At 65.1% G+C, this 24,541-nt stretch carries 25 protein-coding genes; 6 read left to right on the top strand and 19 right to left on the bottom strand.

Going from position 1 to position 24,541, the window contains the following annotated elements:
• Nucleotide 1 precedes the first annotated feature (1 nt).
• Entirely contained in the window at nt 2-1,102 is a 1,101-nt protein-coding gene (locus E6B08_RS24490; RefSeq protein WP_136916324.1) for an efflux RND transporter periplasmic adaptor subunit, read from the bottom strand.
• A gap of 169 nt (nt 1,103-1,271) precedes the next feature.
• Between E6B08_RS24490 and E6B08_RS24495 the strand changes: the two genes are divergently transcribed.
• Complete coding sequence (locus E6B08_RS24495; RefSeq protein WP_136916325.1) at nt 1,272-1,913, top strand: TetR/AcrR family transcriptional regulator; 642 nt, start codon at nt 1,272-1,274, stop codon at nt 1,911-1,913.
• A 56-nt stretch (nt 1,914-1,969) separates the two neighbouring features.
• Here the strand turns inward: E6B08_RS24495 and E6B08_RS24500 are convergent, their stop codons facing one another.
• A complete protein-coding gene (locus E6B08_RS24500; protein ID WP_136916326.1) occupies nt 1,970-2,752 on the bottom strand; it encodes a class I SAM-dependent methyltransferase in 783 nt (260 codons plus the stop codon).
• A 105-nt stretch (nt 2,753-2,857) separates the two neighbouring features.
• On the opposite strand from E6B08_RS24500, the gene E6B08_RS24505 reads away from it, so the two are divergent.
• Nucleotides 2,858-3,481, top strand: coding sequence for an energy transducer TonB (locus E6B08_RS24505; RefSeq protein WP_136916327.1), 624 nt, complete (start codon nt 2,858-2,860; stop codon nt 3,479-3,481).
• Between the two features lie 2 nt (nt 3,482-3,483).
• On the opposite strand, the gene E6B08_RS24510 is transcribed toward E6B08_RS24505, so the two are convergent.
• The 7 genes from E6B08_RS24510 to ppc form a co-directional block, all read right to left on the bottom strand.
• The gene (locus tag E6B08_RS24510) at nt 3,484-4,173 is read right to left on the bottom strand and encodes an extensin family protein (RefSeq protein ID WP_136916328.1); all 690 of its coding nucleotides are present in this window, start codon (nt 4,171-4,173) and stop codon (nt 3,484-3,486) included.
• 3 nt (nt 4,174-4,176) lie between these two features.
• Complete coding sequence (locus E6B08_RS24515) at nt 4,177-5,007, bottom strand: isocitrate lyase/PEP mutase family protein (protein WP_136916329.1); 831 nt, start codon at nt 5,005-5,007, stop codon at nt 4,177-4,179.
• A gap of 40 nt (nt 5,008-5,047) precedes the next feature.
• Nucleotides 5,048-5,917 carry a DUF72 domain-containing protein gene (locus E6B08_RS24520; protein ID WP_136916330.1) on the bottom strand — a complete coding sequence of 290 codons (870 nt, stop codon included), beginning with the start codon at nt 5,915-5,917 and terminating at the stop codon, nt 5,048-5,050.
• A 3-nt stretch (nt 5,918-5,920) separates the two neighbouring features.
• Nucleotides 5,921-6,208: a hypothetical protein gene (locus E6B08_RS24525; protein WP_136916331.1), complete on the bottom strand. Its 288-nt coding sequence runs from the start codon at nt 6,206-6,208 to the stop codon at nt 5,921-5,923.
• 130 nt (nt 6,209-6,338) lie between these two features.
• On the bottom strand, nt 6,339-7,013 hold the full coding sequence (gene tsaB, locus E6B08_RS24530; RefSeq protein ID WP_136916332.1) for a tRNA (adenosine(37)-N6)-threonylcarbamoyltransferase complex dimerization subunit type 1 TsaB: 675 nt from the start codon (nt 7,011-7,013) through the stop codon (nt 6,339-6,341).
• Nucleotides 7,014-7,214: 201 nt separating this feature from the next.
• A complete protein-coding gene (gene adk, locus E6B08_RS24535; protein ID WP_029885102.1) occupies nt 7,215-7,865 on the bottom strand; it encodes an adenylate kinase in 651 nt (216 codons plus the stop codon).
• A 257-nt stretch (nt 7,866-8,122) separates the two neighbouring features.
• Entirely contained in the window at nt 8,123-10,750 is a 2,628-nt protein-coding gene (ppc, locus tag E6B08_RS24540; RefSeq protein ID WP_136916333.1) for a phosphoenolpyruvate carboxylase, read from the bottom strand.
• Between the two features lie 169 nt (nt 10,751-10,919).
• On the opposite strand from ppc, the gene E6B08_RS24545 reads away from it, so the two are divergent.
• From E6B08_RS24545 to E6B08_RS24560, 4 genes are all read left to right on the top strand, one after another.
• Nucleotides 10,920-11,264, top strand: a complete 345-nt coding sequence (locus tag E6B08_RS24545; protein ID WP_136916334.1) for a pilin assembly protein — start codon at nt 10,920-10,922, stop codon at nt 11,262-11,264.
• A gap of 274 nt (nt 11,265-11,538) precedes the next feature.
• The gene (locus tag E6B08_RS24550) at nt 11,539-11,952 is read left to right on the top strand and encodes a DUF4398 domain-containing protein (RefSeq protein ID WP_136916335.1); all 414 of its coding nucleotides are present in this window, start codon (nt 11,539-11,541) and stop codon (nt 11,950-11,952) included.
• A 50-nt stretch (nt 11,953-12,002) separates the two neighbouring features.
• The gene (locus tag E6B08_RS24555; protein WP_136916336.1) at nt 12,003-12,788 is read left to right on the top strand and encodes an OmpA family protein; all 786 of its coding nucleotides are present in this window, start codon (nt 12,003-12,005) and stop codon (nt 12,786-12,788) included.
• A gap of 338 nt (nt 12,789-13,126) precedes the next feature.
• Nucleotides 13,127-13,393 carry a type II toxin-antitoxin system Phd/YefM family antitoxin gene (locus tag E6B08_RS24560; RefSeq protein WP_136916337.1) on the top strand — a complete coding sequence of 89 codons (267 nt, stop codon included), beginning with the start codon at nt 13,127-13,129 and terminating at the stop codon, nt 13,391-13,393.
• 28 nt (nt 13,394-13,421) lie between these two features.
• Here E6B08_RS24560 and E6B08_RS24565 read toward each other — a convergent pair whose 3' ends face one another.
• The 10 genes from E6B08_RS24565 to E6B08_RS24610 form a co-directional block, all read right to left on the bottom strand.
• The gene (locus E6B08_RS24565; RefSeq protein ID WP_136916338.1) at nt 13,422-13,748 is read right to left on the bottom strand and encodes a hypothetical protein; all 327 of its coding nucleotides are present in this window, start codon (nt 13,746-13,748) and stop codon (nt 13,422-13,424) included.
• A complete protein-coding gene (locus E6B08_RS24570; RefSeq protein WP_136916339.1) occupies nt 13,745-14,668 on the bottom strand; it encodes an alpha/beta hydrolase in 924 nt (307 codons plus the stop codon). Before E6B08_RS24570 ends, E6B08_RS24565 begins: the two co-directional genes overlap by 4 nt.
• Nucleotides 14,640-15,917, bottom strand: a complete 1,278-nt coding sequence (locus E6B08_RS24575) for a flavohemoglobin expression-modulating QEGLA motif protein (RefSeq protein ID WP_136916340.1) — start codon at nt 15,915-15,917, stop codon at nt 14,640-14,642. Before E6B08_RS24575 ends, E6B08_RS24570 begins: the two co-directional genes overlap by 29 nt.
• 34 nt (nt 15,918-15,951) lie before the next feature.
• Entirely contained in the window at nt 15,952-16,500 is a 549-nt protein-coding gene (locus E6B08_RS24580) for a hypothetical protein (RefSeq protein ID WP_136916341.1), read from the bottom strand.
• Nucleotides 16,501-16,529: 29 nt separating this feature from the next.
• On the bottom strand, nt 16,530-17,234 hold the full coding sequence (locus tag E6B08_RS24585; RefSeq protein WP_136916342.1) for a TetR/AcrR family transcriptional regulator: 705 nt from the start codon (nt 17,232-17,234) through the stop codon (nt 16,530-16,532).
• A 184-nt stretch (nt 17,235-17,418) separates the two neighbouring features.
• Nucleotides 17,419-18,921: a lysine--tRNA ligase gene (gene lysS / locus E6B08_RS24590; RefSeq protein ID WP_012270790.1), complete on the bottom strand. Its 1,503-nt coding sequence runs from the start codon at nt 18,919-18,921 to the stop codon at nt 17,419-17,421.
• Nucleotides 18,922-19,014: 93 nt separating this feature from the next.
• A protein-coding gene (prfB, locus tag E6B08_RS24595) for a peptide chain release factor 2 (RefSeq protein WP_136916343.1) occupies nt 19,015-20,110 on the bottom strand; the annotation gives its coding sequence in 2 pieces (ribosomal slippage) (nt 19,015-20,037 and nt 20,039-20,110; 1,095 coding nt in all).
• Between the two features lie 101 nt (nt 20,111-20,211).
• The gene (locus E6B08_RS24600; protein WP_136916344.1) at nt 20,212-21,216 is read right to left on the bottom strand and encodes a response regulator; all 1,005 of its coding nucleotides are present in this window, start codon (nt 21,214-21,216) and stop codon (nt 20,212-20,214) included.
• Between the two features lie 52 nt (nt 21,217-21,268).
• The gene (locus E6B08_RS24605) at nt 21,269-22,282 is read right to left on the bottom strand and encodes a chemotaxis response regulator protein-glutamate methylesterase (protein ID WP_136916345.1); all 1,014 of its coding nucleotides are present in this window, start codon (nt 22,280-22,282) and stop codon (nt 21,269-21,271) included.
• Entirely contained in the window at nt 22,279-24,534 is a 2,256-nt protein-coding gene (locus E6B08_RS24610; RefSeq protein ID WP_136916346.1) for a hybrid sensor histidine kinase/response regulator, read from the bottom strand. Before E6B08_RS24610 ends, E6B08_RS24605 begins: the two co-directional genes overlap by 4 nt.
• Nucleotides 24,535-24,541: the final 7 nt, after the last annotated feature.

Raw genomic sequence — 24,541 nt, forward strand, 5'->3', positions numbered from 1 at the left:
CTTACTCCTTGGCCTTCAGGTCGATCACCCGGTTGCTGCGATCCACCGGCCGCACCTCCTGGCCTTCGCGCAACACATGACCACCGGCAGCGACGATCCAATCACCGGGGTTGAGCCCCTCCAGCACCGGCACGCTCTCGCTGCCATAAGGCCCCAGGCGTACCGTGACGCGCTCCAGGCGGCGCTGCGGATCGATGCGCCAGACGTAGGCCTGGCCATTTTCCGCACTGATAGCCGACAAGGGCACTGCCAGCGGCACCAGGCCGTCATGAGCGATATAGACCCGGGCACTCTGGCCCAGATCGGCCGGCGCCTTGGCCGAAGCGAAGGCGATGCGCGCAGCGAAGGTACGCGAGCGCGGATCGGCCGCCGGCGAAAGCTCGCGGATGCGCCCCTCGAAGCGCTCGCCGGGGTGCGACCATAGCTCGACGCTGACCGCCTGGCCCACGGCAAAGCGGGAAAACTGCTGCTCCGGGAAGCTGATGGCGACTTCACGCTCGCCGTCGGCAGCCAGGGTGAACACCGTTTGCCCGGCGGCGACCACCTGGCCGACCTCGACCTGGCGCTTGGCGATGACCCCGGCCTGGGGGGCGCGCAGCACGGCGTACTCGGCCTGGTTGCCGGCCACGTCGAATTCGGCCTTGGCCTGTTTCAGGCGGGCCAAACCGGCGCGGTAGAGGTTCTCGGCATTGTCGTACTGGGAATGGCTGACCATCTGCCGGTCCAGCAGTTTCTGGTAGCGATCACGTTCGGCGCGCACCAGCGACAGGTTGGCCTCGGCGGCTGCCAACTGGGCGCGATTGGCTTCCAGTTGCAGACGGACGTCCTGCGGGTCCAACTCGGCCAACGGCTGTTCGGCCTTGACCCGCTGCCCCTCTTCGACCAGGCGTTTGCTGACCTTGCCGGCGATGCGGAAGGCCAGGTCCGGCTCGAAGCGCGCGTGCACCTCGCCAGGGTAGCTATCGGCCCCGGCTTCGAGCGGTTGCGGCTGGACCACCAGCGCCGGGCGCGGCGCAGTGGGCGGCGCGGCCTCCTGGCCGCAGGCAACGAGCAACAGGGCGGCAAGCGCCGGCACAGCGAGGGACAAGGCGTGGCGCAACATGATGAATCCTTTCGCGAAGAGCTATGTCGAATAACTAAACTGGCGAGTATATTAAGCCAGGCAAGCGAAGCCGGGAAGCCGGCCTTGGCAAGAAAAACCACATTAGCGTGCGGCATCAGTTGCAGCCCGAACGCCATTGAGCGGCTAAGATAGGCGTCCATTCATCCACATGCGGATTCCAATGCCCAACGATGCACCCAACGGCCCAGGGCGGCCCAAGGACCTGGCCAAGCGCGAGTCCATCCTCGAGGCAGCCAAGTCGCTGTTCCTCAGCCTCGGCTATGCCAATACCAGCATGGATGCGGTCGCTGCAGCGGCAGGGGTTTCGAAGCTCACGGTGTACAGCCACTTCACCGACAAGCAGACACTGTTCTGCTCGGCGGTGATGGCGACCTGCCAGATCCAATTGCCAGACCTGCTGTTCGAATACCCCGACGGCGCGCCGGTGGACGAGGTGCTGCTGAACATTGCCCGGGGTTTCCAAGCGCTCATCAGCAGTGACGAAGCGGTGAAACTGAGCCGCTTGATCATGGCCCAGGGCAGCCAGGACCCAAGCTTTGGCGAGTACTTCTACGAGGCAGGCCCCAAGCGCGTGCTGGCTGGAATGGAAGCGTTGCTGCGGGATATCGATGCGCGGGGGCTGCTCCGGATTGCCAATCCGTTGCACGCGGCGGAGCACTTCTTCTGCCTGGTCAAGGGTGCGCCGGATTATCGTTTGCTACTGGGATGTGCGGGGCCGCTCGAAGAGGAAGAGGCCGAGGCGCATGTGCGCGAGGTGGTCGGGGTGTTCCTGCGGGCGTTTCGGCCCTGAGCGCTTGATGGCGTCTGCGCCGGCCTCTTCGCAGAGGCCGGCACAGGCCTACCTGATCAGGCCTTGAGCGCCTTCTTCGGATAAATGTCATACCGGCTCGACTTGCCCTCCAGGCTATGGCTCGGCTTGGGCCCGTCGATGATCGGCGCCTTGCGCGGGCGCTTCACCACCACCCGGTGACTGGCCAGCGCCAGTGCTGCCTCCAGCAAGGCCGGGGCGTCCAGATCGTCACCTACCAACGGCCGGAACACGCGCATCTCCTTCTTCACCAACGCGCTCTTGTCGCGGTGCGGGAACATTGGGTCGAGGTAGATCACCTGGGGCGCCTCGCCTTCCCAGCCACGCATGCGCTCGATGGCATTGCCGGTGAGCAGGCGCATGCGCGCGACGATCGGCCCCACTTCGGCATCCCCGACCGCGCGGGCCAGGCCATCCTCGAGCAAGGCCGCGATCAGTGGCTGGCGCTCGATCAGGGTCATCTGGCAACCGAGGCTGGCCAGTACGAAGGCGTCCTTGCCCAGCCCGGCAGTGGCATCGAGCACCTGCGGACGCACACCTTGGGCGATGCCTACGGCCTTGGCGATCATCTGCCCGTTGCCACCACCGAACAAGCGCCGGTGCGCGGCCTGGCCTTCGACGAAGTCCACCCTTACCGGCCCTGGCGCCTGCGGCCCAAGCTGCTGGATCTGCAAGCCATCGGCGCCGACCTGCACGGCGAACCCGGCGGTCTCGTCCACCAGCGGCAGCCCGAGGCGCTCGGCCCACTCGCTCGCCCGCCCGACATACTCCGGGCTCAGCGCCTCGACCCTGATCCCCGCACCCTGTTCCTGCTCTACCATCAGCACCGCACCCAAAAATTGTGATCGAGCCTTAATGAATCACCGGCCACGGCCGATACAGGCAATATCCCGCTATTCTGCCAGAGCACAGCGCGCACGACTGCCATGTCAGAAACTCTTTCCATCGGCTTGACCTACCTGTCGCCTGTCGACAACTACGGTCGGCAGAATACCCAGGCACTGGGGGGCGTCAGCCACCTGTGGCAGGATTTCTTCGCCCGCGCCATGGCCGAGCAGCAAGCGCCGGAACCCGACACCTTCAGCCAGGCGCTGGTCGAGCAATACGACAAGCAAAGTGGCGAGCCCATCGGTGGCGCCCGGGCGCTGGCGCTGATCGATGCGCAGCGCGCCTGCAACGTGCAGGACACCGAAGTGGCCCCGCCCGAGCCGCTGTTCCTGCCCAAGGCGGAACTGGAAGCCCACCTGCTCGCGCCGGCCGCCGAACCCTACAGCGCCGCCGAACTGATCGAGCAGCAACGCCAGCTCGACGTCAACAACAGCTGGTTGCGCCCCGTGGTCATGAGCCAGGGTCATGAGCTGCCGCAACCCGGCGCAGCCCCGGCCACCCGACCGCTGCACCTGCCGATCGCCGAATTCGAGATGGACCTGCTACCGCCCGCCCCCGAGCCATTCGATGAGGTCACCCTGGCGCAACAACAGCAGGACCTGGAATTCGACACCCACTGGGCGCGCCCGGTGGTGCTGAACAACGTTCGCGCTTACGCCTGAGGTCAGCGGCAGACCTGCCACTGCCCCATGTCCAGGTGAAAGTGGTCGCGGTGCGCGGCGTTGTAATCTGGCCCCAACACCGTCCCGAACACCTCGCACGCCGCTTGGCGCACCTCGCGCAGGAACGTCGCCTTCTCCCCCTCGCCCTGCCAGTCCCGCGCCAACATCACCCGCTGACCGTCCTTCAGCCGAAAACCGCTGATATCCAGGGCATTGGCCGTGGCATGCTGGCTGAGCCGGCCCTGGGCACGGTTGTAAACGTTGCGACAGGCAAAGCTACCCAGGTGCTCGACCTGCACCACCGGTTGGCCAAACACCCGCTGGGCCGCAGGTTGCAGGCCATGCTCCTCGAACAACGCATAGGCCACCGCCAATGGGCAACTGGCCAGGAAGCTGCTGGACAAGCGCGCCTGCCCCCCTTCGACACGCCACACATTACGCAAAGGGCACTTGGCCGAAGGCGGGCTGTCGGCCTGGGCTCGATAGCGCAGGGCGGAGCGTTGCAAGGCCTGCCGGCACAAGGCTGGGTCGCTGGCCAAACGCGACAGTTTGTATGAGGTCAGCAGGTTCGGAGGCTGGCGAACATCCAGGGGCGCCCAAGGGTTCCACGCTGCAGGCGGTCGCCAACCCAGCTGCCAGGCAAGGCCGGCGACCAGCGCCAGGCCGAGTAGCAGCACCAGCAGCCAGCGCATGGCTCAGCGGCGGAACAGGTCGTTGAGCTGGGCGAACGGCAGCGCCTGCTCGGCGTAGTCGAAGGTGCCCTGTTCGCGGATCTCCAGCGCCGCACGCTGCAAGGCGCCCAGCGCGGCGCGGGCCATCGAGGAGCCTACACTGATACGCTTTACCCCCAGGTCCTGTAGCTGGTTGACGCTCAAGGGCACGCCAGCCAGTCCCATCAGCACGTTCACCGGCTTCGGCGCCACCGCCTGAACCACCGCGCGAATTTCATCGACGCTGCGCAACCCCGGCGCATAGAGCACATCGGCTCCCGCTTCGGCGAAGGCCTGCAGGCGCAGGATGGTATCGTCCAGGTCCATTCGGCCGTGCAGGAGGTTTTCGGCCCGGGCACACAGGGTGAAGGGGAACGGCAGGCTGCGTGCAGCCTGCACCGCTGCACGCACGCGTTCTACCGCCAGGGCCAGGTCGTAGATAGGCGCGTCGCCGCGGCCAGTGGCATCCTCGATCGAACCCCCCACCAGCCCCGCCTCGGCTGCACGCAGGATCGCTTGCGCGCAGTCCTGCGGCAGGTCGCCGAAGCCGTTTTCCAGGTCTGCGGCAACCGGCAAAGGCGTGGCGTCGACGATCGCCTTGGCGTTGTCCAGCGTCTCGTCCAGGCTCAGGGCCGCCTCGGCATCCGGCCGCCCCAGGCTGAAGGCAAGCCCGGCACTGGTCGTGGCCAGGGCCTCGAAGCCGAGGCTCGCCAGCAGCCTCGCCGAGCCGGCATCCCACGGGTTGGGGATGACGAAGGCGCCGTCACGCTCGTGCAGCGCCTTGAAGGCTTCGGCTCGCAGGGTTTGTACATCCATGGTGGCATCTCCAGCAGGTCGATCGGGCAATGGGGTGGCGTCAGAGTAGCCCCAATTGTTCGACCTCAGGGCCGCGCGGCAATTCAGACAAAGCGGCGAGGCCCGGCAGACGTGCCATCAGGCGCTGGTGGAAGTGCTGGGCGAGCGCCGCTGCCAAGCGATTGTCCGCCGTATGGAGGAACACATAGGGGCTGCGCCCTTCCTCGATCCATTCGGCGACCTTGGCCACCCAAGGCGTGAGAAAGCTGACGTTGGCCGCCAGCGTCGGGTGGCCGATGAAGCGTACTTGTGGATGCTGGCTGAACGCAGCCGGGCGCGGCGGCACCTTCGGCTTCTTGGACTGGGCATGCAACACCGCCGGCTCGCGTGACGTGCAACTGAACAGCGCACGAGGGTCGAGACAGATACGCTCCACCTGGCGCTCATGCAGCAGGCGATTGAGCAGGCGTTCTTCCTCGCCTTTGGCGAAGAACGCCTGGTTGCGCACCTCGACGGCCACCGGCACGCCGATCTCGTCGAGGAACTGGCTCAACTCGGCCAGGCGTGCCGGGCCGAACTGGGCGGGCAACTGCAGCCAATAGGGCGCCACCCGCTCGCCCAGTGGCGCCAGCAAGCGCGTGAAATCAAACGCCGACTCGAGCCGATCGCGCAGGTCGCCTTCATGGCTGACATCACCCGGAAACTTGGCAGTGAAGCGAAAGTGCCCGGGCATCACCTGGGCCCAGCGGGCCACGGTCCCGGGTGCCGGGCGTGCGTAGAAGGTGGTATTGCCCTCGACTGCATTGAACACCTGGCTGTACAGCCCGAGGAACTCGGCAGGGCGGGCATCGGCGGGATACAGGTAGTCGCGCCAGGCGTTTTCGCTCCAGGACGGACAACCGAGAAAATAAGGCAGGGGGGACGGATTCATCCGTCAAATGTACAGGTCGAGCCCCAGTACTTCCATGTCCCAGTCATTGAAGCCGGCCGTACTTAGGTAGCTGGCCAAGGCCCTGGCCGTTCGCCGGTCGCTGGCACGGGGGAACACCAGGTCCTGCTGACGGGCTGGCAAGCCGCCACTGCGCGGGCGCACCGGAGCGGCCTGGGCTGCCTCGACGTCCTCGACCAGCTCGGCGTCGTCGATGGACTCGTCGCGCACCGCTGCCTTGCGCGGTGTGCGCTTGATCGGGTAGGACTGCGATGAGAAGCCATCGATACGCATGAAGGAGCACTCAGGACCAATAGTGGCAATTTAGCAGCACCAGGGATCCTTCGCTAATGCCCGCGTGATAACTGGACCACAGTTCGGGAAAAAGGTTTTATCGTGACCGGCAATAACCGACGAGCAACCTTCAACGCGCCTTGGGGGTGGCTACATTATCGCGCAGATACACCGGTTGCGCCTGCTCGGCGGCAATCGCCTCGCCTCGCGCCCAGGCGAAACGCGCCAGGCTGAGCACATCCTGGGCGTGCGGCAAGGCTGCGGCATTCTGCGCGCGGGTTGCCACCGCCAGGCGCTCGCCATAGCCCCAACCGGTCCCGGTACCGAACCAGTCACCGCCGATGTCTTCGGGCAGGGTGACGCGCTCGGGCGGCAGCACCGCCTCCTGGCCGATCAGGCGCATTTCACCGGCCTGGTCTTGGTAGCAGCCCCAATACACCTCGTCCATCCGCGCATCGATAGCGGCAGCCACCTGTTGCACGCCGTGCTCGCGCAGAGCCCCCTGGGCCAAGGCGGCCAGGTTGGACACCGGCAGCACCGGGCGCTCCAGGGCAAACGCCAGGCCCTGGACCACGCCAATGGCGATACGCACACCGGTGAACGCGCCCGGGCCGCGGCCAAAGGCGATGGCATCCAGGGCAGTGAGCGCGACGCCAGAGTCGGCCAGCAGCTGCTTGATCATCGGCAGCAGCTTCTGCGCATGCATGCGCGGGATCACCTCGTAATGGCTGGTCACCTTGCCGTCATGCAGCAATGCGACGGAACAGGCTTCGGTGGCGGTATCCAGGGCCAGCAGGGTGGTCATCGAACGAGTTTCCGGGGTGTGAGGGAAAAGAGCGGCAGTATAGAGCAGCAGCGGCCCCTGTGGGAGCGGCCTTGCGTCGCGACAGGGCCGCATAGCGGCCCCATCAATTTCGCCACGTCGCTGACACCCTGGGGCCGCTTTGCGGCCCTTTCGCGACGCAAGGCCGCTCCCACAAAAAGCGGACCGTGCGTCAGGCGTTGATCAGCTCAGGGCTGCCAGCACCTTGGCGGTGATGGCTTCGACCGAGCCGACGCCTTCGATGTGGCTGTACTTCGGCTTGCCGGCGTTGGCGGCCGACAGCTTCTGGTAGAAGTCGACCAGTGGCTTGGTCTGGCTGTGGTAGACCGACAGGCGATGCCGCACGGTCTCTTCCTTGTCGTCGTCGCGCTGGATCAGGTCTTCGCCAGTGACGTCGTCCTTGCCTTCCACTTTCGGCGGGTTGTACTGAATGTGGTAGGTACGGCCCGAGGCCAGGTGCACGCGGCGGCCCGCCATGCGACCGACGATCTCTTCGTCGTCGACGGCGATCTCGACCACGGCGTCGATATCGACACCGGCGGCAACCATGGCTTCAGCCTGGGGAATGGTCCGAGGGAAACCGTCGAACAGGCAGCCGTTGGCGCAGTCCGGCTGGGCGATGCGCTCCTTGACCAGGCTGATGATCAGCTCGTCCGAGACCAGTTGGCCGGCGTCCATGACTTTCTTCAGTTCCAGGCCCAGCGGGGTGCCGGCCTTGACCGCGGCACGCAGCATGTCGCCGGTGGAGATCTGCGGAATACCGAATTTTTCGGTGATGAACTTTGCCTGAGTACCTTTACCGGCCCCGGGAGCTCCCAGCAGAATTACGCGCATCTTGTGCTCCTCAAATTTTTTTATGAAATTCAATGGATTCGGCAACCAGGGCCAAGTCCGGAAAATCGGGTAAGACCCTAAATCGGTCAAAAGGCTGCTCAAGATACACAGCGCTCGGCAGCCAGACAAGCGCCACAAAGTTGCAGGAATGTGCCATCCGCGCCCCCGTCGGCGAGTGGTTGCGCCCAGCGCAACCACTCGCCTGCCACGCGGGCAACGTCATTGTCGGCAGTACCCGGGGGCGTGCCGCAACAGCCTCATCCGGTGTTGCGCAGACCCGCGGCGATACCAGCCACGGTCACCAGCAAGGCCTGCTCCAACGGGCCATCCAGAGCGGCTTCGCGGCTGCGCGAACGCGCCAGCAGTTCGGCCTGCAGGCGATGCAGCGGGTCCAGGTAGGTATTGCGCAGGCTGATGAATTCCCGGGTTTCCGGGCTGTGCGCCAGTAGCACCGGCTGGCCGGTCAGGCCCAGGACTACCTGGCACGACTGCGACAATAGGTCGCGCAGATGCACACCCAATGCACGCAACCCCGGTTGCACTAGACGTTCGTCGTAGGCTTCGGCGATCTGTGCATCGGCCTTGGCCAGCACCATCTCGAGCATGTCGATACGGGTGCGGAAGAAAGGCCATTGCTGGCGCATCTGCGCCAGCAACTCGCCTTGGCCACGGGCCAACGCGTTGCTCAAGGCCGTCTCCCAGCCCAGCCACGCCGGTAGCATCAGGCGCGTCTGGGTCCAACCGAAAATCCATGGAATCGCCCGCAGGCTCTCGATGCCGCCAGCACGGCGCTTGGCTGGCCGGCTGCCCAGTGGCAGGCGGCCGAGCTCCTGTTCGGGGGTGGACTGGCGGAAGTACTCGACGAAATCGGGGTTCTCACGCACTACGCCGCGATAGGCCTTGAGGCCGTCTGCGGCCAACTGGTCCATCAGCTCGCGCCAGGCCGGCTCCGGCGGGGGCGGCGGCAACAAGGTCGCTTCGAGCACGGCAGCCAGGTAGAGGTTGAGGTTTTGCTCGGCGATACCGGGCAAGCCGAACTTGAAGCGGATCATCTCGCCCTGCTCGGTGGTCCGGAAACGCCCCGCCACGGAACCTGGCGGCTGCGACAGGATCGCCGCGTGGGCCGGACCACCGCCACGACCGACGGTGCCACCGCGGCCATGGAACAGCAGCAGCTCGACCTGGTGCTCGCGACAGATGCGCACCAGGTTTTCCTGGGCCCGGTACTGGGCCCACGCGGCGGCCGTGGTGCCGGCGTCCTTGGCCGAGTCGGAGTAGCCGATCATCACCTCCTGCGGGCCTCGCAGGCCGGCGCGGTAGCCCGGCAGGCCGAGCAGGCGCTCCATCACCGGCCCGGCGTTGTCCAGGTCGGCGAGGGTTTCGAACAGTGGCACCACCCGCATCGGCCGGGTCAGCCCGGCTTCCTTGAGCAACAACTGCACCGCCAGCACGTCCGAAGCCGCGCCGGCCATCGAGATCACGTACGAGCCCAACGAGGCTGCCGGGGCGGCAGCGATCTCGCGGCAGGTGGCGAGCACCTCGGCGGTGTCGGCCTGGGGCTTGAAGTGCGCCGGCAGCAATGGGCGGCGGTTTTTCAACTCGGCCTGGAGGAAGTCGATGCGCTGTTCTTCGTCCCAATCGGCGTAGCGACCAAGCCCCAGGTAGTCGGTGATTTCCGACAGGGCATCGCGGTGCCGGGCGGCATCCTGGCGCACATCCAGACGCCCGAGGAACAGACCGAAGGTCACGGCGCGGCGCAGGGTGTCGAGCAACGGCCCATCGGCGATCACACCCATGCCGCATTCATGCAGCGACTGGTAGCAGAGCTCGAGCGGTGCTATCAGGTCGCGGTTGTCGGTCAGCACCTCGGCACTGGCCGGCTGGCTGCCACCCAACGATGCGTGGGCCCAGCTGCGGGTCGCCCGCAGCCGGTCGCGCAATTGCTTGAGCAGCGCTCGGTAAGGTTCGGCACTGTCGCCCACGCGCTCGCGCACGGCACGGCTGGCCTGCTGCATGGAAAGCTCCGCGGCCAGGCCATCGATGTCGCGCAGGAACAGGTCGGCCGCCATCCAACGGGCCAGCAGCAGCACTTCGCGGGTCACCGCCGCCGTGACGTTGGGGTTGCCATCACGGTCGCCGCCCATCCACGAGGCGAAGCGGATCGGCGCGGCCTCCAGCGGCAAGCGCAGGCCGGTGGTCTCGAACAGCGCCGTGTCGACCTTGCGCAGGTGGCTGGGCACGGCCTGCCACAGCGAGTGTTCGATGACCGCGAAGCCCCATTTGGCTTCATCTACCGGGGTCGGTCGCGTGCGGCGAATCTCTTCGGTGTGCCAGGCCTCGGCGATCAGCCGGCGCAGGCGCTCACGCACCTGCTGGCGCTCGACAGCGGTCAGGTCCCGATGGTCCTGGGCGGCCAGTTGCCCGGCGATGGCGTCGTACTTCTGGATCAACGTGCGCCGCGCCACTTCGGTGGGATGCGCAGTGAGCACCAGCTGGATATCCAGCTTGGCCAGTTGCCGGGCCAGGGCGTCATCACCATGGCCGGCCTGTTTCAGGCGCGCCAGTAACTCGGGCAGCACGCGCGCCTCGAACGGCTCCGGCTGGTCGGCGTCGCGCCGGCGAATCAACTGGTATTGCTCGGCCATGTTGGCCAGGTTGAGAAACTGGTTGAAGGCCCGCGCCACCGGCAACAGGTCATCTTCGCCGAGGTTGGCCAAGGTCGAACTCAACTGCTCGGCGGCGCCCCGGCGGTCGGCCTTGGCACTGTGGCGGATGTCCTCGATCTTGCCCAGGAAGGTGTCGCCGTGCTGCTGGCGAATGGTCTCGCCGAGCAGTTCTCCCAACAGATGGACATCTTCACGCAATCGCACATCGATATCGGTCATTGGCCCTCTCTTCGGCGCGGCTTGCCCGCGCACTTGTCGTGAACAGCGCTGCCCCAAGAGTGCCCATAGCCGGGGCACCGTGGCAAGCCGCGATCAGGCAAAGCAAACTAAAGTGAATGTAGAGCACTCCCATGCAATGCAGCCTTTCGAGGCGTAGACAGAGGTCTTCATGAAAATCCGTGAACTCGCGCAACATTGGGAACAGAACGCCGCCGGGCGCATGAGCCCGACCAGCCACGTGTTGCACCTGGACCTGGAGTCCGAAGCGCGCCTGGCCGCGCTGATCGACATGTACCCCAAGCGCACGGCCGAGGAACTGCTCGGCGAACTGGTCGCCGCCGCCCTCGAAGAGGTGGAAGCAAGCTTCCCCTATGTGCCCGGCCGGCAGGTGATCGCCACCGACGAAGAAGGTGACCCGTTGTATGAAGACATCGGTTCCACCCCACGTTTTCTAGCCCTTTCAAGGCATCATCTGCAGGCGCTCAGCAACACGGCATCCGACGACCAGAAATGATCGAACCGCAAGGATTCGCGAGTCTGAAGAGGCTCGCGAAATCGCATTCGCGCCCACCGCTCCGGGGCCATTTCACTGACTGATCAGTCAGAAAAAAATCCCTCACGAAGTGTAATTTTTCTGAACCATTGGAAAAACCCGCCAGTCCCAGCCAATAGCCATCACGCTAAAACCCTGCACACCTGCCGTTGTGCACAGTTCGGCTGAAGCTCGCGGAATGTCAGGGATTGAGCGATGGAGTGCTACGGACAACGTCGTTATCAGGAGTGATCCAATGGAGCTGACCACCATGAAGACCCGCACTTCGCAATCCTCATCCACTCACGTGCGCGGGTTCAAGCTGGCCGCGCTGGCCCTGGGCAGTAGCCTGGTTCTGGCCGGCTGTGCAGGGAACCCACCTACCGAGCAGTACGCCGTGACCCAGTCCGCCGTGAACTCCGCCGTCAGCGCGGGCGGTACCGAGTTCGCCGCCGTCGAAATGAAGGCGGCGCAGGACAAGTTCAAGCAGGCCGAAATCGCCATGCACGACAAGAAGTACGACGATGCCAAGCGTCTGGCCGAGCAGGCTGAATGGGATGCTCGCGTCGCCGAGCGCAAGGCCCAGGCGGCCAAGGCCCAGAAGGCCGTGCAGGATGCCCGCCAGGGCGTTCAGGACGTACGTGAGGAAGGCCTGCGCAGCGCCGAATGAGCCCTGCCCAGCCAACTCAAGCCTTCGCCAACGATCAAAGGATGAACACTATGCGCAACTACGTAATGATTCCCGCCCTGCTGGCCCTGAGTGTCGGTCTCGCTGCCTGCTCGCACGACCCGAACCCGAACCTGGAATCGGCCCGTACCAATTTCTCCGCGCTGCAAAGCGACCCGCAGTCGAGCAAGGTCGCCGCGCTGGAAACCAAGGACGCCCAGGACTGGCTGAACAAAGCCGACAAGGCCTTCATGGAACGCGAGGACACCCAGAAAGTCGACCAGTTGGCCTACCTGACCAACCAGCGTGTCGAAGTGGCCAAGCAGACCATCGCCCTGCGCACTGCCGAAGGCGAGCTGAAAAACGCCTCGGCCCAACGCGCCCAGGCCAAGCTCGATGCGCGTGACGCACAGATCAAGAAGCTGCAGGACAGCCTCAACGCCAAGCAGACCGATCGCGGCACCCTGGTGACCTTCGGTGACGTGCTGTTCGACTTCAACAAGGCCGACCTGAAGAGCAGCGCCCTGCCCAACGTCACCAAGCTGGCCCAGTTCCTCCAGGAAAACCCGGAGCGCAAGGTGATCGTCGAGGGCTACACCGACAGCGTCGGTTCGGCCAACTACAACCAGACCCTGTCCGAACGCCGCGCCAACAGCGTGCGCATGGCGCTGGTGCGTGCGGGCGTGGACCCGGCGCGTATCGTCGCCCAGGGTTATGGCAAGGAGTACCCGGTGGCGGACAACTCCAGCAACTCGGGCCGTGCGCAGAACCGTCGGGTGGAAGTGACCATCTCCAACGACAACCAGCCAGTGGCACCGCGCTCGGTTAGCCAGCGCTAAGCAGTCGGCCTGGTTGACAGTAAAAACCCCGCCTGATGGCGTAATGCTGTTCACTTAAGCTCGACATCGCCGGCATTGGGGCCGCTTTGCGGCCCATCGCGACACAAGGCCGCTCCCACACTGACCGCGTAAGCCCTTATCTACAGGGCAAGCACGGACAATGTGGGAGCGGCCTTGTGTCGCGATGGGCTGCGCAGCAGCCCCGGCATTCTTAAGTGAACAGCATTACGCCTGATGGCGGGTTTTTCATGTTTGAACCCAAAAGACACCTTTAAAAGCACTCTTGAAAGCACTAGGATTACCAGACTCAAAATCCCGCTTCATGAGTTGATACAACTATGACCTACGCCGTTCTCGCCGATCTGGCAGCATCCATCACCGACTTGAAGAGAGACCCCATGGGTACTATCCGCGAAGCCGCTGGTGAAACCGTGGTCATCCTCAATCGCAACGAGCCGGCCTTTTATGCGGTACCGCCGGAGCGCTACGAAGCGATGATGGAACTGATCGACGACATGCAACTGGCCGAGCGGGTTCGCCAACGACGTGGAAAGCCCACTGTGAAAGTGGACATAGATGAGCTCATCGCCGAAGCCGAAGGCTGAGAAGGATGCAGTTGCTGAAGAACCCGCCTCACTGCACCTGCTGCGGCGTTTCCTCGCCCATGCAGCGCACCGCCCGCTTGCGGTTGTCCACCAGCACCCCGGTCAGGCCCTTCTGCTGGACATCGAACAACACCAACACGCCATCGACGCATTGCGCCACCTGCGGCGCAGGCTCGAGGGATGCCTTGTAGTCTTCGCCAGGCACCGTCTTGAGCATGGTGTAGTCCTGCAGCAACAGGGCATCCTCGGGCTTGGCGAAATGCAGGTAGCCGTAGTACCAGAGAGCCCCCACCGTCACGATGATGCTGCCGACACCGGTCAGGATCAACGGGATGGCGTTGCGTTCTTCACTCATTGCTTGTTCTTCTCGTCAGGGTAGTTTGGCACTTCGGCGAGCCGCCGCAGGCCGTTGAAATGGCTGGGGTCATCGAGGAAACGCAGCATCACCTGGCGCCACACCGGGTCGGCGAAGGTCTGTACATGGCCGCCACGGGTCAGTTGCAGCACCCGCGGGGGTGGCGCGTGCTGGTACAGGCGAATGCCGTTGTCCATCGGCACCAGATTGTCGTCGATACTGTGGAAGAACAGCTTCGGCGGGCTGCTCAGCCGCTCGATCGAGCGGATCGCGCTGTCGCCGTCCGGCACCAGCCACGACAGTGGCACCTGCAGCGGCCAGGTCATCCACGAGGTACTCAAGGCATAGCGACCGACCGCGCGATAACTCGCCGGTACGCCATCGAACACCAGGGCATGGAAGCGCGCGCTCTGCTCGGGGTGCGCCGCCAGGTAGTGGATCGCCATCGCCCCGCCAAGGCTCTGGCCCAGCAGCACCAGGGGCTTGCCCCGCACCTCGGGGGCCTGGGCCAGCCAGGTCATCGCCGCGTCGATGTCCTCGTACACCTCGGGCAGGCTCGGCTTTCCTTCGGACAGGCCATAGCCACGGTAGTCGATCATCAGCACCTGATAGCCCTGCTCCGGCAGCCAATAGCTGCCGCCCAGGTGCCCGGGCAGGTTACCGCCGTTGCCGTGCAGGTGCAGCACCGTGCCCTTGACCTCGATACCGGCCTTGGCCGGCAGCCACCAACCGTGCAAGCGAATGCCATCGGCGGTGGTCAGGGTGACGTCGCGGAATTCAAGCTTGGCCCGCTCTGGCGTGAACGGCTGCCCCGGTTCGGGGTAGAACAGCAGGCTGCTGCAGCCGGCCATGGCGAGCAGGGCCACCGCCAGCGTCAGCAGGCGGCAGCGTTCAGAGAATGTTCGCGTAGTCGGCTTCAATGCGATCCAGGCTCAGGTGATTGAGGAAGTTGGAGAAACACATCCACGCCGAGAGAGCGTTGAGGTCGCGGAACTGCTCCGGCAGGTACTTGGGCGGCTCCACCAGCCCCTCCTCCACCAACTGGCGCAAGGTACGCATGTCTTCCAGGGTGGTCTTGCCGCAGAACAGCAGCGGGATCTGCTCGAGCTTGCCCTTCTTCACGGCCAACTGAATGTAGTTGTAAACCATGATGAAGCCCTTGAGGTAGGACAAGTCCTTGGTGAATGGCAAGCCATTGGGCACCGAGCCACGGAACACCCGGCTGGCGTTGCTGTAGCTCTGCGCCATCTCGAAGCCCTGGGCGCGGAAGAACTCATAGACCTGCATGAAGTCGGCGCCCTCCTCGACCATGTGGATGGCGCGGGTACGGTTGGTCAGCTTGCGCAGGCGACTGGGATAGGAGGCGAAGGCGATCACCTCCATGAGGATCGCCAGGCCTTCCTGGGTCACCGTCGACGAGGGTGGGCCCTTGGCCAGGAAGGTGCAGATCGGCTGATTGAGGCCGTTGAGTGTGGTGCCGACATGCACCAATCCTTCGTGGACTTCCAGCGCACGCACGTCGCGGCTGTTGAACATGGCGTCGGCACGCACCTTGATGTAGTCGGCGCCCGCCGCGGCGTCGGCGACGATACCGTCGGACTCGAACACGCGGATGGTCTCCTCGGCTTCGCCGAACACCTTGTTCAGGCGGCGCTGGAGAATGTCCACGGCTTCCTTGGCGGTGAGGTTCTTCGGTTCGTCCTTGAGGTCGCCACGGCCGTCGATGTTGTTCAGGTAGTCCGACAGCATCAGGCCGAGGTCGGCCAGGGTCGGATCACCCGCGTGGAAGGCATCGGAGGCAGCGCCGTAGAGCTCCTGGGAGATCAGGCCGAAATCCTCGGTGCCGCGCGCCTCGAGCATGCGCACCACCATGCGGTACTCGCGGCACATGCGCTTCATGATCTGGCCGACCGGGTTGAACTGGCCAAGCTGGCGAATGATGTCGCGCTCGATGCCTTGAAATTCCGCCTTCACCGCACTGGAGTCGAACGACAGGGGACGGGCCTGATAGTACGCCCGGTCCACCGCCGGTGGCTCCTTGCCCTTGGCCTTGAGAAAGCCCTGGCGGATGCTGTCATCCCACTTCACCGCATCGAGGACACGGATTGGCGTCTGCGCCGCGACGATACGGTCGGACAGGGCGCGGATGGTTTGCTGGTATTCGTCCACTGGGGACTCCTTGTTAAGGCGCACGCGTAATTCGCTACTTACCGGAACGCTGGAACCGCGCCACCTCGACGAACAGGTCGGAATTGGCCGGGTCGTCCAGGTACGCCAGGACCCGCGCGGCAGGGCTGTCGATCAGCACGCCCTCGCCATTGTCCTCGGCTACCTGGGTGCTGCGGCCAGTCAGTTCCTTGTGCTGCACGGCCTGCTGGACCTGGTCGACATCAAGGTTGTAGACCACCAACTCCTTGCCATCGACGACCTCGAAGCCGCCGATCAGGAAGTTGCCGCCCAGGCGCTTGGGCACACCGGCCGAGAGATACCAGCGGTTGCCGTGGCGCGAGACGGTGAACACGTACTCCTCGGGGGCCTTGCCCTTGGCCGTGGCAACGGCCTTGTAGGCATCGCCGCCACTGCGGCTGATCACCAGCTTCAGCGGCTCGCCCCAGGCGTCCTTGCTGCTCCATTTGCCGAGCAGGGCCTTGGGCGCGGCCTGGTTGCTCGGCAGCGGCTCATGGAAGGTCACCAAACAACCGCCCAGCAGCAGGAATGACAACGTCAACAACACCACACGCCAGGCTTTCATCCGGTTCTCCTTGAAAATACGATCTCGGCTCAGGCCGCTGCCAGCACCAGGTGCAGGTAACGGGTAAGCATAGCGAGCATCTGCCCATCGGCTTGCGCGTCGGCATCCTTGAGCAGGCCCTGATATTCCATCTGCTCGATTATCGCCGTCAACATCTGGGCGTCCTGTTCCGGTTGTTGCGAGCCGACCACTTGAAGCATCTGCCGCGCGCCGTGCAGCAGGATCTGCTCGTGGGCACACACCAACTCGGCCAAGCGCGGGCACAACAGGGCCTCCTGGCGGAAGGCCTGTTCGGCCATGAGGTAGTCGCGCCGGCTACGCAGCTGGCGCGACACGTAGTCGGTCATCATCCGAGCGATATCGTCGGCCAGCCGGGCGCGGGCCTGGGGGCTGCCGTCGCCCTGGGCCAGCAACTGACGCAACACCACCTCGCTGTTGGCCCACAGCTTGGCCATGTACGCGGCGCTGCGTTCGACGTACTGGGCAAAGGTGTCGGTCAGCAGGTCTTCGATGTCCTTGAAGTAATAGGTGGTCGCCGACAGCGGCACGTCGGCCTCGGCAGCCACCGCGCGGTGCCGCACGCCACGCACGCCATCGCGCACCACGATGCGCATGGCGGCGTCGAGGATCGCCTGGCGGCGCTGCTCGCTGCCTGGGCGGGCGGTCTTGCGACCCTGGTACTGCACGCTTTCGGCGACGGCGGTGGCAATGCCGGCGGCGCCTTGATGAGCCATTGCGGGTGTCACGGGGGTACCTCATGGACGGTGGTTGTCAATGTCGGCCTCTTCGCGGGTAAACCCGCTCCTACAGGGGTTAGCGAACCTGTAGGAGCGGGTTTACCCGCGAAGAGGCCAGCACTGCCAACACAAGGCTTCAGGCAATAAAAAGCCGCCCCGAGAGGCGGCTTGTTCACTTCGCTCAGGCCTGCGGGCGCATGTGCGGGAACAGGATCACGTCGCGAATCGACGGCGAGTTGGTCAGCAGCATCACCAGGCGGTCGATACCGATACCCTCACCTGCCGTTGGCGGCATGCCGTATTCCAATGCGCGTACGAAGTCGGCGTCGTAGTGCATGGCTTCATCGTCACCGGCGTCCTTCTCGGCCACCTGGGCCAGGAAGCGCTCGGCCTGGTCTTCGGCGTCGTTGAGCTCGGAGTAGGCGTTGGCGATCTCGCGGCCACCGATGAACAGCTCGAAGCGATCGGTGACGGCCGGGTTGTCGTCGTTGCGGCGCGCCAGCGGCGAAACTTCGAACGGGTATTCGGTGATGAAGTGTGGCTGCTCCAGCTTGTGCTCGACCAGCTCTTCGAAAATCATCACCTGCAGCTTGCCCAGGCCCTCGTGGCCGAGCACCTTGGCACCGGCTTTCTTGGCGATGTCACGGGCGCGGTCGACGTCCTGCAGGTCAGCGGCAGTCAGCTCGGGGTTGTACTTGAGGATCGAGTCGAACACCGACAGGCGCACGAACGGCTCGCCGAAGTGGAACACCTTGTCGCCATACGGCACGTCGGTGCTGCCCAGCACCAGCTGCGCCAGCTCGCGGAACAGTTCCTCGGTGAGGTCCATGTTGTCGCGGTAGTCGGCGTACGCCTGGTAGAACTCGAGCATGGTGAACTCGGGGTTGTGCCGGGTCGAGACGCCTTCGTTACGGAAGTTGCGGTTGATCTCGAACACCTTCTCGAAACCACCGACCACCAGCCGCTTGAGGTACAGCTCCGGCGCGATACGCAGGAACATGGCCATGTCCAGGGCGTTGTGGTGGGTTTCGAACGGCTTGGCCGCGGCGCCGCCCGGGATGGTCTGCAGCATCGGCGTCTCGACTTCGAGGAAGTCGCGCTCGATGAGGAACTTGCGGATGTGCGAGATTACCTGCGAACGCACGCGGAAGGTGTGGCGGGTTTCCTCGTTGACCATCAGGTCGACGTAGCGCTGGCGGTAGCGCTGCTCGGTGTCGGTCAGGCCGTGGTGCTTGTCCGGCAGCGGGCGCAGCGACTTGGTCAGCAGGCGCACGTTGGTCATCTCGACGTACAGGTCGCCCTTGCCGGAACGGGCCAGGGTGCCTTCGGCGCTGATGATGTCGCCCAGGTCCCAGGTCTTGACCGCCGCCAGGGTTTCTTCCGGCAGGGTCTTGCGGTTGACGTAGACCTGGATACGGCCAGTCATGTCCTGGATGACCATGAACGAGCCACGGTTGAGCATGATGCGGCCGGCAACCTTGACCGGAATCGCGGCTGCTTCCAGCTCTTCCTTGGTCTTGTCCGCGTATTGCTTCTGCAGGTCGTTGCAGTAGCTGTCGCGACGGAAGTCGTTGGGGAAGGCATTGCCCTTGGCGCGCTCTGCGGCAAGTTTTTCCTTGCGCAGGGCGATCAGGGCGTTTTCTTCCTGTTGCAGGTCTTGCGATTCGGTCTTGAGGTCGCTCATGTCGTCATTCTTTCCATCAGGTGTTCGTTGCCCTTTTCGGGCAGGGCACGCGATCCCGGCGGGTGGCCGGGCATCGCGGCAGTGGTGTGCGGCTTACAGCCCCTGCTTGAGGCTCGCTTCCAGGTACTGGTCGAGATCGCCGTCCAGGACCTTCTGGCAGTCGCTGCGCTCGACGCCGGTACGCAGGTCCTTGATACGCGAGTCATCCAGCACGTAGGAGCGGATCTGGTGGCCCCAGCCGATGTCCGACTTGCTGTCTTCCAGCGCCTGCGAGGCGGCGTTGCGCTTTTGCATTTCCAGCTCGTACAACTTGGCCCGCAGCATTTTCATGGCGGTGTCCTTGTTGGCGTGCTGGGAGCGTTCGTTCTGGCAAGCCACCACGGTGTTGGTCGGCACGTGGGTGATACGGACCGCCGAGTCGGTGGTGTTGACGTGCTGGCCACCGGCGCCGGAGGAGCGGTAGGTGTCGATACGCAGGTCGGACGGGTTGATCTCGATCTCGACCTTGTCGTCGATTTCAGGCGAGACGAACACTGCCGAGAACGAGGTGTGGCGACGGGCGCCGGAGTCGAACGGGCTCTTGCGCACCAGGCGGTGCACGCCGATTTCGGTACGCAGCCAGCCGAAGGCGTATTCGCCCTTGATGTGCACGGTGGCGCCCTTGATGCCGGCGACTTCACCTTCGGAGAGCTCGATGATGGTGGCGTCGAAACCACGCTTGTCGGCCCAGCGCAGGTACATGCGCAGCAGGATGTTGGCCCAGTCCTGCGCCTCGGTACCACCGGAGCCGGCCTGGATGTCCAGGTAGGCGTTGTTCATGTCCATCTCGCCACTGAACATGCGACGGAACTCAAGCTGGGCCAGGGATTCCTCCAGGGCCTGCAGCTCGGTCACGACGTCGCTTACAGCGCCTTCGTCATTTTCCTCGACGGCCATGTCGAGCAGGTCCTGGCAGTCGGCCAGGCCACCGGACATCTTGTCCAGGGTCTCGACGACCTGCGCCAGCATGGCCCGCTCGCGGCCCAGGGCCTGGGCGTACTCGGGCTTGTTCCAGACGGCTGCGTCTTCCAGCTCGCGGTTGACTTCGATCAGGCGGTCATGCTTGTGATCGTAGTCAAAGATACCCCCGAATGGACTGGGAGCGTTCGGTGAGGTCCTTGATGGTGTTCAGGATCGGTTGGATTTCCATGGGTGCGCGGCTCTCGTACGAATTCGGTGAAAAGCCTGCGAGTATAACCGAGTCTGGCGCCCGGCGGCAGACCCGCCGGGCGGTGGCACGCCATGGCTACGTCAGGCGATCCCAACCTGATTGCGGCCGTTGTGCTTGGCCTGGTACAGCCCCTTGTCCGCCGCCGATATCAACTGCCGGCAATGGCTGCCGACCGGCGGCGTCTGGGTCGCCAGGCCGATGCTCACGGTCAGGCGCGAACCGGCCTCGGGCGCGGTGTGCGGGATATCCAGGGCGAGTACCGTCTGGCGCAGCTTCTCGGCGATCAACCGTGCCCCGCCCGGCGAGGTATTGGGCAGCACCAGGGCGAACTCCTCGCCGCCATAGCGCGCCGGCAGGTCGGTCGGCCGCGCGCAGGCCCCACGCAGGGCCTCGGCGACCTGGCGCAGGGCCTCGTCACCGGCCAGGTGGCCGAAACTGTCGTTGTACACCTTGAAGTAGTCGACATCGACCATCAGCAACGACAACTGCTGCTGTTCGCGCATGGCCCGGCGCCACTCCAGCTCCAGGTACTCGTCGAAGTGGCGGCGGTTGGACAGGCCGGTGAGCCCGTCGGAGTTCATCAGCCGCTGCAGCATCAGGTTGGTGTCGAGCAGTTGCTGCTGGCTCACCCGCAGCGCCCGGTACGCCTCGTCGCGCTGCAACAGGGTGAGGTAGGAGCGCGAGTGATAGCGAATGCGCGCTACCAGCTCGATGGTGTCCGGCAACTTCACCAGGTAGTCATTGGCCCCGGCGGCGAAGGCCGCGCTCTTGACCAGCGGGTCTTCCTTGGTCGACAGGACGATGATCGGGATGTCCTGGGTGACCGGGTTGTTGCGGTACTCGCGTACCAGGCTCAGGCCGTCAAGACCCGGCATGACCAGGTCCTGGAGGATCACCGTAGGCTTGATCCGCATGGCCTGGGCCACCGCCTGGTGCGGGTCGGCGCAAAAGTGAAAATCGATGTTCTCCTCCTGCGCCAGACCCCGCCGCACGGCTTCGCCGATCATCGCCTGGTCGTCGACCAGCAAGACCATCGCCGCGTTTTCGTTGGTGTCGCTGAGCCCGTCGAGCGGTAGATCGTTCATCCTGTTTTCACCCGATCAGCGCCACACCGGCGGCCTGATTCCATACGTGTAGTCATTTGCCGAACACCTCCAGCAAGCGCCCGGCGATGCTTCCCAAGGGGCGTATTTCCACCGCCGCATCAATGGCCGCGGCGGCCTTGGGCATGCCATACACCGCGCTGCTGTGCTGGTCCTGGGCAATGGTCAGGAAGCCCTGCTGACGCATCAGTTTAAGCCCTTGGGCGCCATCGCGGCCCATGCCGGTGAGCAATACGCCCACCGCGTCGCCACGCCAGTACGACGCCACGCTCTCGAAGAACACATCGATCGAGGGCCGATAGATAGCATCCACAGGCTCGGCAGTGTAGGCCAGTTGGCCGTTTTGCAGCAGGCGAATGTGGTGATTGGTGCCCGCCAGCAATACCTGGCCGGGCTGTGGCGGCTCGCCTTCGCGGGCCAGACGCACCGGCAGCCCGGCGGCGCTGCCCAGCCATTGGGCCATACCGCTGGCAAAGACCTGGTCGACGTGCTGGACCAGCACCACCGCCGCCGGAAAACTGCGCGGCAGCCCTTTGAGCAACGCCTCCAGCGCCGCCGGCCCACCGGCAGACGAACCGATGGCCACCAGGCCGTGGCGCTGCACCACGTCACGCACCGGCGCGGCCACCGCGGCGGTGGCCCGAGGCCGTTGCTGGCCGATCAACCAGCTGATATTGAGGATCTTGCGCAGCAGCGGGGCCGCCGCTTCACGCGGGTCGCCGACGCCCACGGCAGGCGTGTCGACCACATCCAGGGCACCATGGCCCATGGCCTGGAACACCCGGTCCATGTTGCGAGTACGGTCGACGGTGACGATGACGATAGCGCATGGCGTTTCGGCCATGATCCGCCGGGTCGCCTCCACGCCATCCATCACCGGCATGAGCAGGTCCATGAGAATCAGGTCCGGCAGGTCCTGGGCGCACTGGCGCACCGCCTCGGCACCATCGTGCGCCACCCAGGCCACCTGGTACCTGGGCTCGAAGGCCAAGGCTCGACGCAGGACCTCGACAGCCAGGGGCATGTCGTTGACGATGGCGATCTTCATCCCTGAGCACCTCCGATCAGTTCGCCTACGGCGTCCAGCAACGCATCGTCATGGAAGCTGGCCTTGGCCAAATAGTAGTCCGCGCCAGCGTCCAGGCCACGCCGTCGGTCTTCCTCGCGATCCTTGTACGACACCACCATCACCGGCAAGCCTTTCAGCCGCTGGTCCCGGCGCACCAGGGTGACCAGCTCGATGCCGTCCATGCGCGGCATGTCGATGTCGGTGATCAGCAGGTCGAAGTTGTCGCCGCGCAGGGCGTTCCAGCCGTCCATGCCATCGACCGCCACCGCCACCTCGTAGCCGCGGTTGCTCAACAGTTTGCGCTGCAGCTCACGCACGGTCAGCGAATCATCGACCACCAGGATGCGCTTGCGCGCCTGCACCCGGCCACCTTGCCCGCCGCGTTCGACACGCTCCAGGCGGCCGGTGCTGAGCAGCTTCTCCAGCGACCGCAGCAGATCCTCCACATCGACGATCAGCACCACCGAGCCGTCATCGAGCAGCGCCCCTGCAGAAATGTCCTGAACCTTGCCCAGGCGGGCATCCAGCGGCATCACCACCAGCACCCGCTCGCCGACCAGTCGTTCGACGGCCACGCCATACAACTGCTCCCGCTCGCGGATCACCACCACCGGCAGGCGTGCCTGCTCATCCTGCCCCGCCGGGCGATTGAGCAACTGGCTGGCCGCCACCAGGCCGATGTGCCGGCCCTCGTGCCAGAAGTGCTGGCGCCCCTCGATCTGCACGATCTGCTGGGCGTCGACCTCAAGGGTCCGCTCGATGTGCGCCAGGGGGAAGGCATAGGCCTCGCCACCCACCGTCGCTACCAGGCTGCGCACCACCGACAAGGTCAACGGCACTTCGAGGTGGAACCGGCAACCCTGGCCCGCTTCCTGGGTCAGCTCGATCGAGCCGCGCAGGCCCCGCACCATGTGCTGCACCGCATCGAGCCCGACGCCTCGGCCTGACACCTCGGTGACCTGGTCGCGCAAACTGAAGCCGGGCAGGAACAGGAACGCCAGCAGTTCCGCCTCGCTCATTAGCGAAACGCTGTCGAACGGCGCCAGGCCGCGCTCGACGATACTGCGGCGCAGGCGCTCCAGGTCGATGCCGGCACCATCGTCGATCAGCTCGAGCACCAACAGGCCTGCCTGATGCGACGCGCGCAGGCGGATCACACCCTCTTCCGGCTTGCCCGACAATGCCCGCTGCTCCGGCAGCTCGATACCGTGGTCGACGGCATTGCGCAGCAGGTGCGTCAGCGGCGCCTCGAGCTTCTCCAGCACATCGCGGTCGACCTGGGTCTTCTCGCCTTCGATGTCCAGGCGTACCTGTTTCCCCAGCGAACGACCGAGGTCGCGAACCATGCGGCTCTGGCCGCTGAGCACGTCGGCGAACGGGCGCATGCGGCAGGCCAGGGCGGTGTCGTACAACGACTGGGCGCGCTGGCTGGCCTGCCAGCCGAACTCATCCAGGTCGGCAGCCTGTTGCTGCAGGATCTGCTGGGTTTCCAACAGCAACCGCTGGGTCTGGGCCAAGGCATCGAGCACGTCGGGGCCCTGGCCACTGCCCTCGAGTTGCACCTTCAGGCCATCCAGGGCGCGCATGCCCTGGCCATGCATGCGTTTGAGCCGTTGCAAGGTGGCCAGGTAGGGTTTCAGTCGCTGGGTCTCGACCAGCGCCTTGCTCGACAGGTCGAGCAGGCCATTGAGGCGCTCGGCGGTGACCCGCAGCACCCGTTCGCCGCCTTCGGCAGTGCGCTTGGCAGCCTTGCGCGGCAGAGGCTCGCTCTCGGCAGCGGGCATCACTGCTGCGCTCTGCGCCGCCACCGTTTCGCCAGCCGGCGGCTGCGTGGCGGCTGGCGCGGGCAGCGCGGGCGTGCCATCGAGCAGGCTGGCCAGGTGCGTCAGGAAGCCCGGGACCGCGACCTCGCCCTGTGGGTCGCCGGGCGTTGCGATGTGCAGCAGGATGTCGGTGCCGCGCAGCAACGCATCGATATGCTCGGCGCGCAAGCGCAAACGGCCCTCCTGCGCCGCCACCAGGCAATCTTCCATGGCATGGGCCACGCCGACCCCGGCATCGATGCCAACGATCCGCGCCGCGCCCTTGAGCGAATGGGCCGCGCGCATGCAGGCCTCGAGCTGGTCGGCCTGGGTCGGGTCACGCTCGAGCGCCAGCAGCCCGGCGTTGAGCACCTGGGTCTGCGCTTCAGCCTCCAGGCCAAACAGTTCGAGCAACGATGCGTCGCGCATTTGCTCT

Origin of the sequence: Pseudomonas putida, from assembly GCF_005080685.1 — a bacterium.
GTDB classification, from domain to species: domain Bacteria; phylum Pseudomonadota; class Gammaproteobacteria; order Pseudomonadales; family Pseudomonadaceae; genus Aquipseudomonas; species Aquipseudomonas putida_V.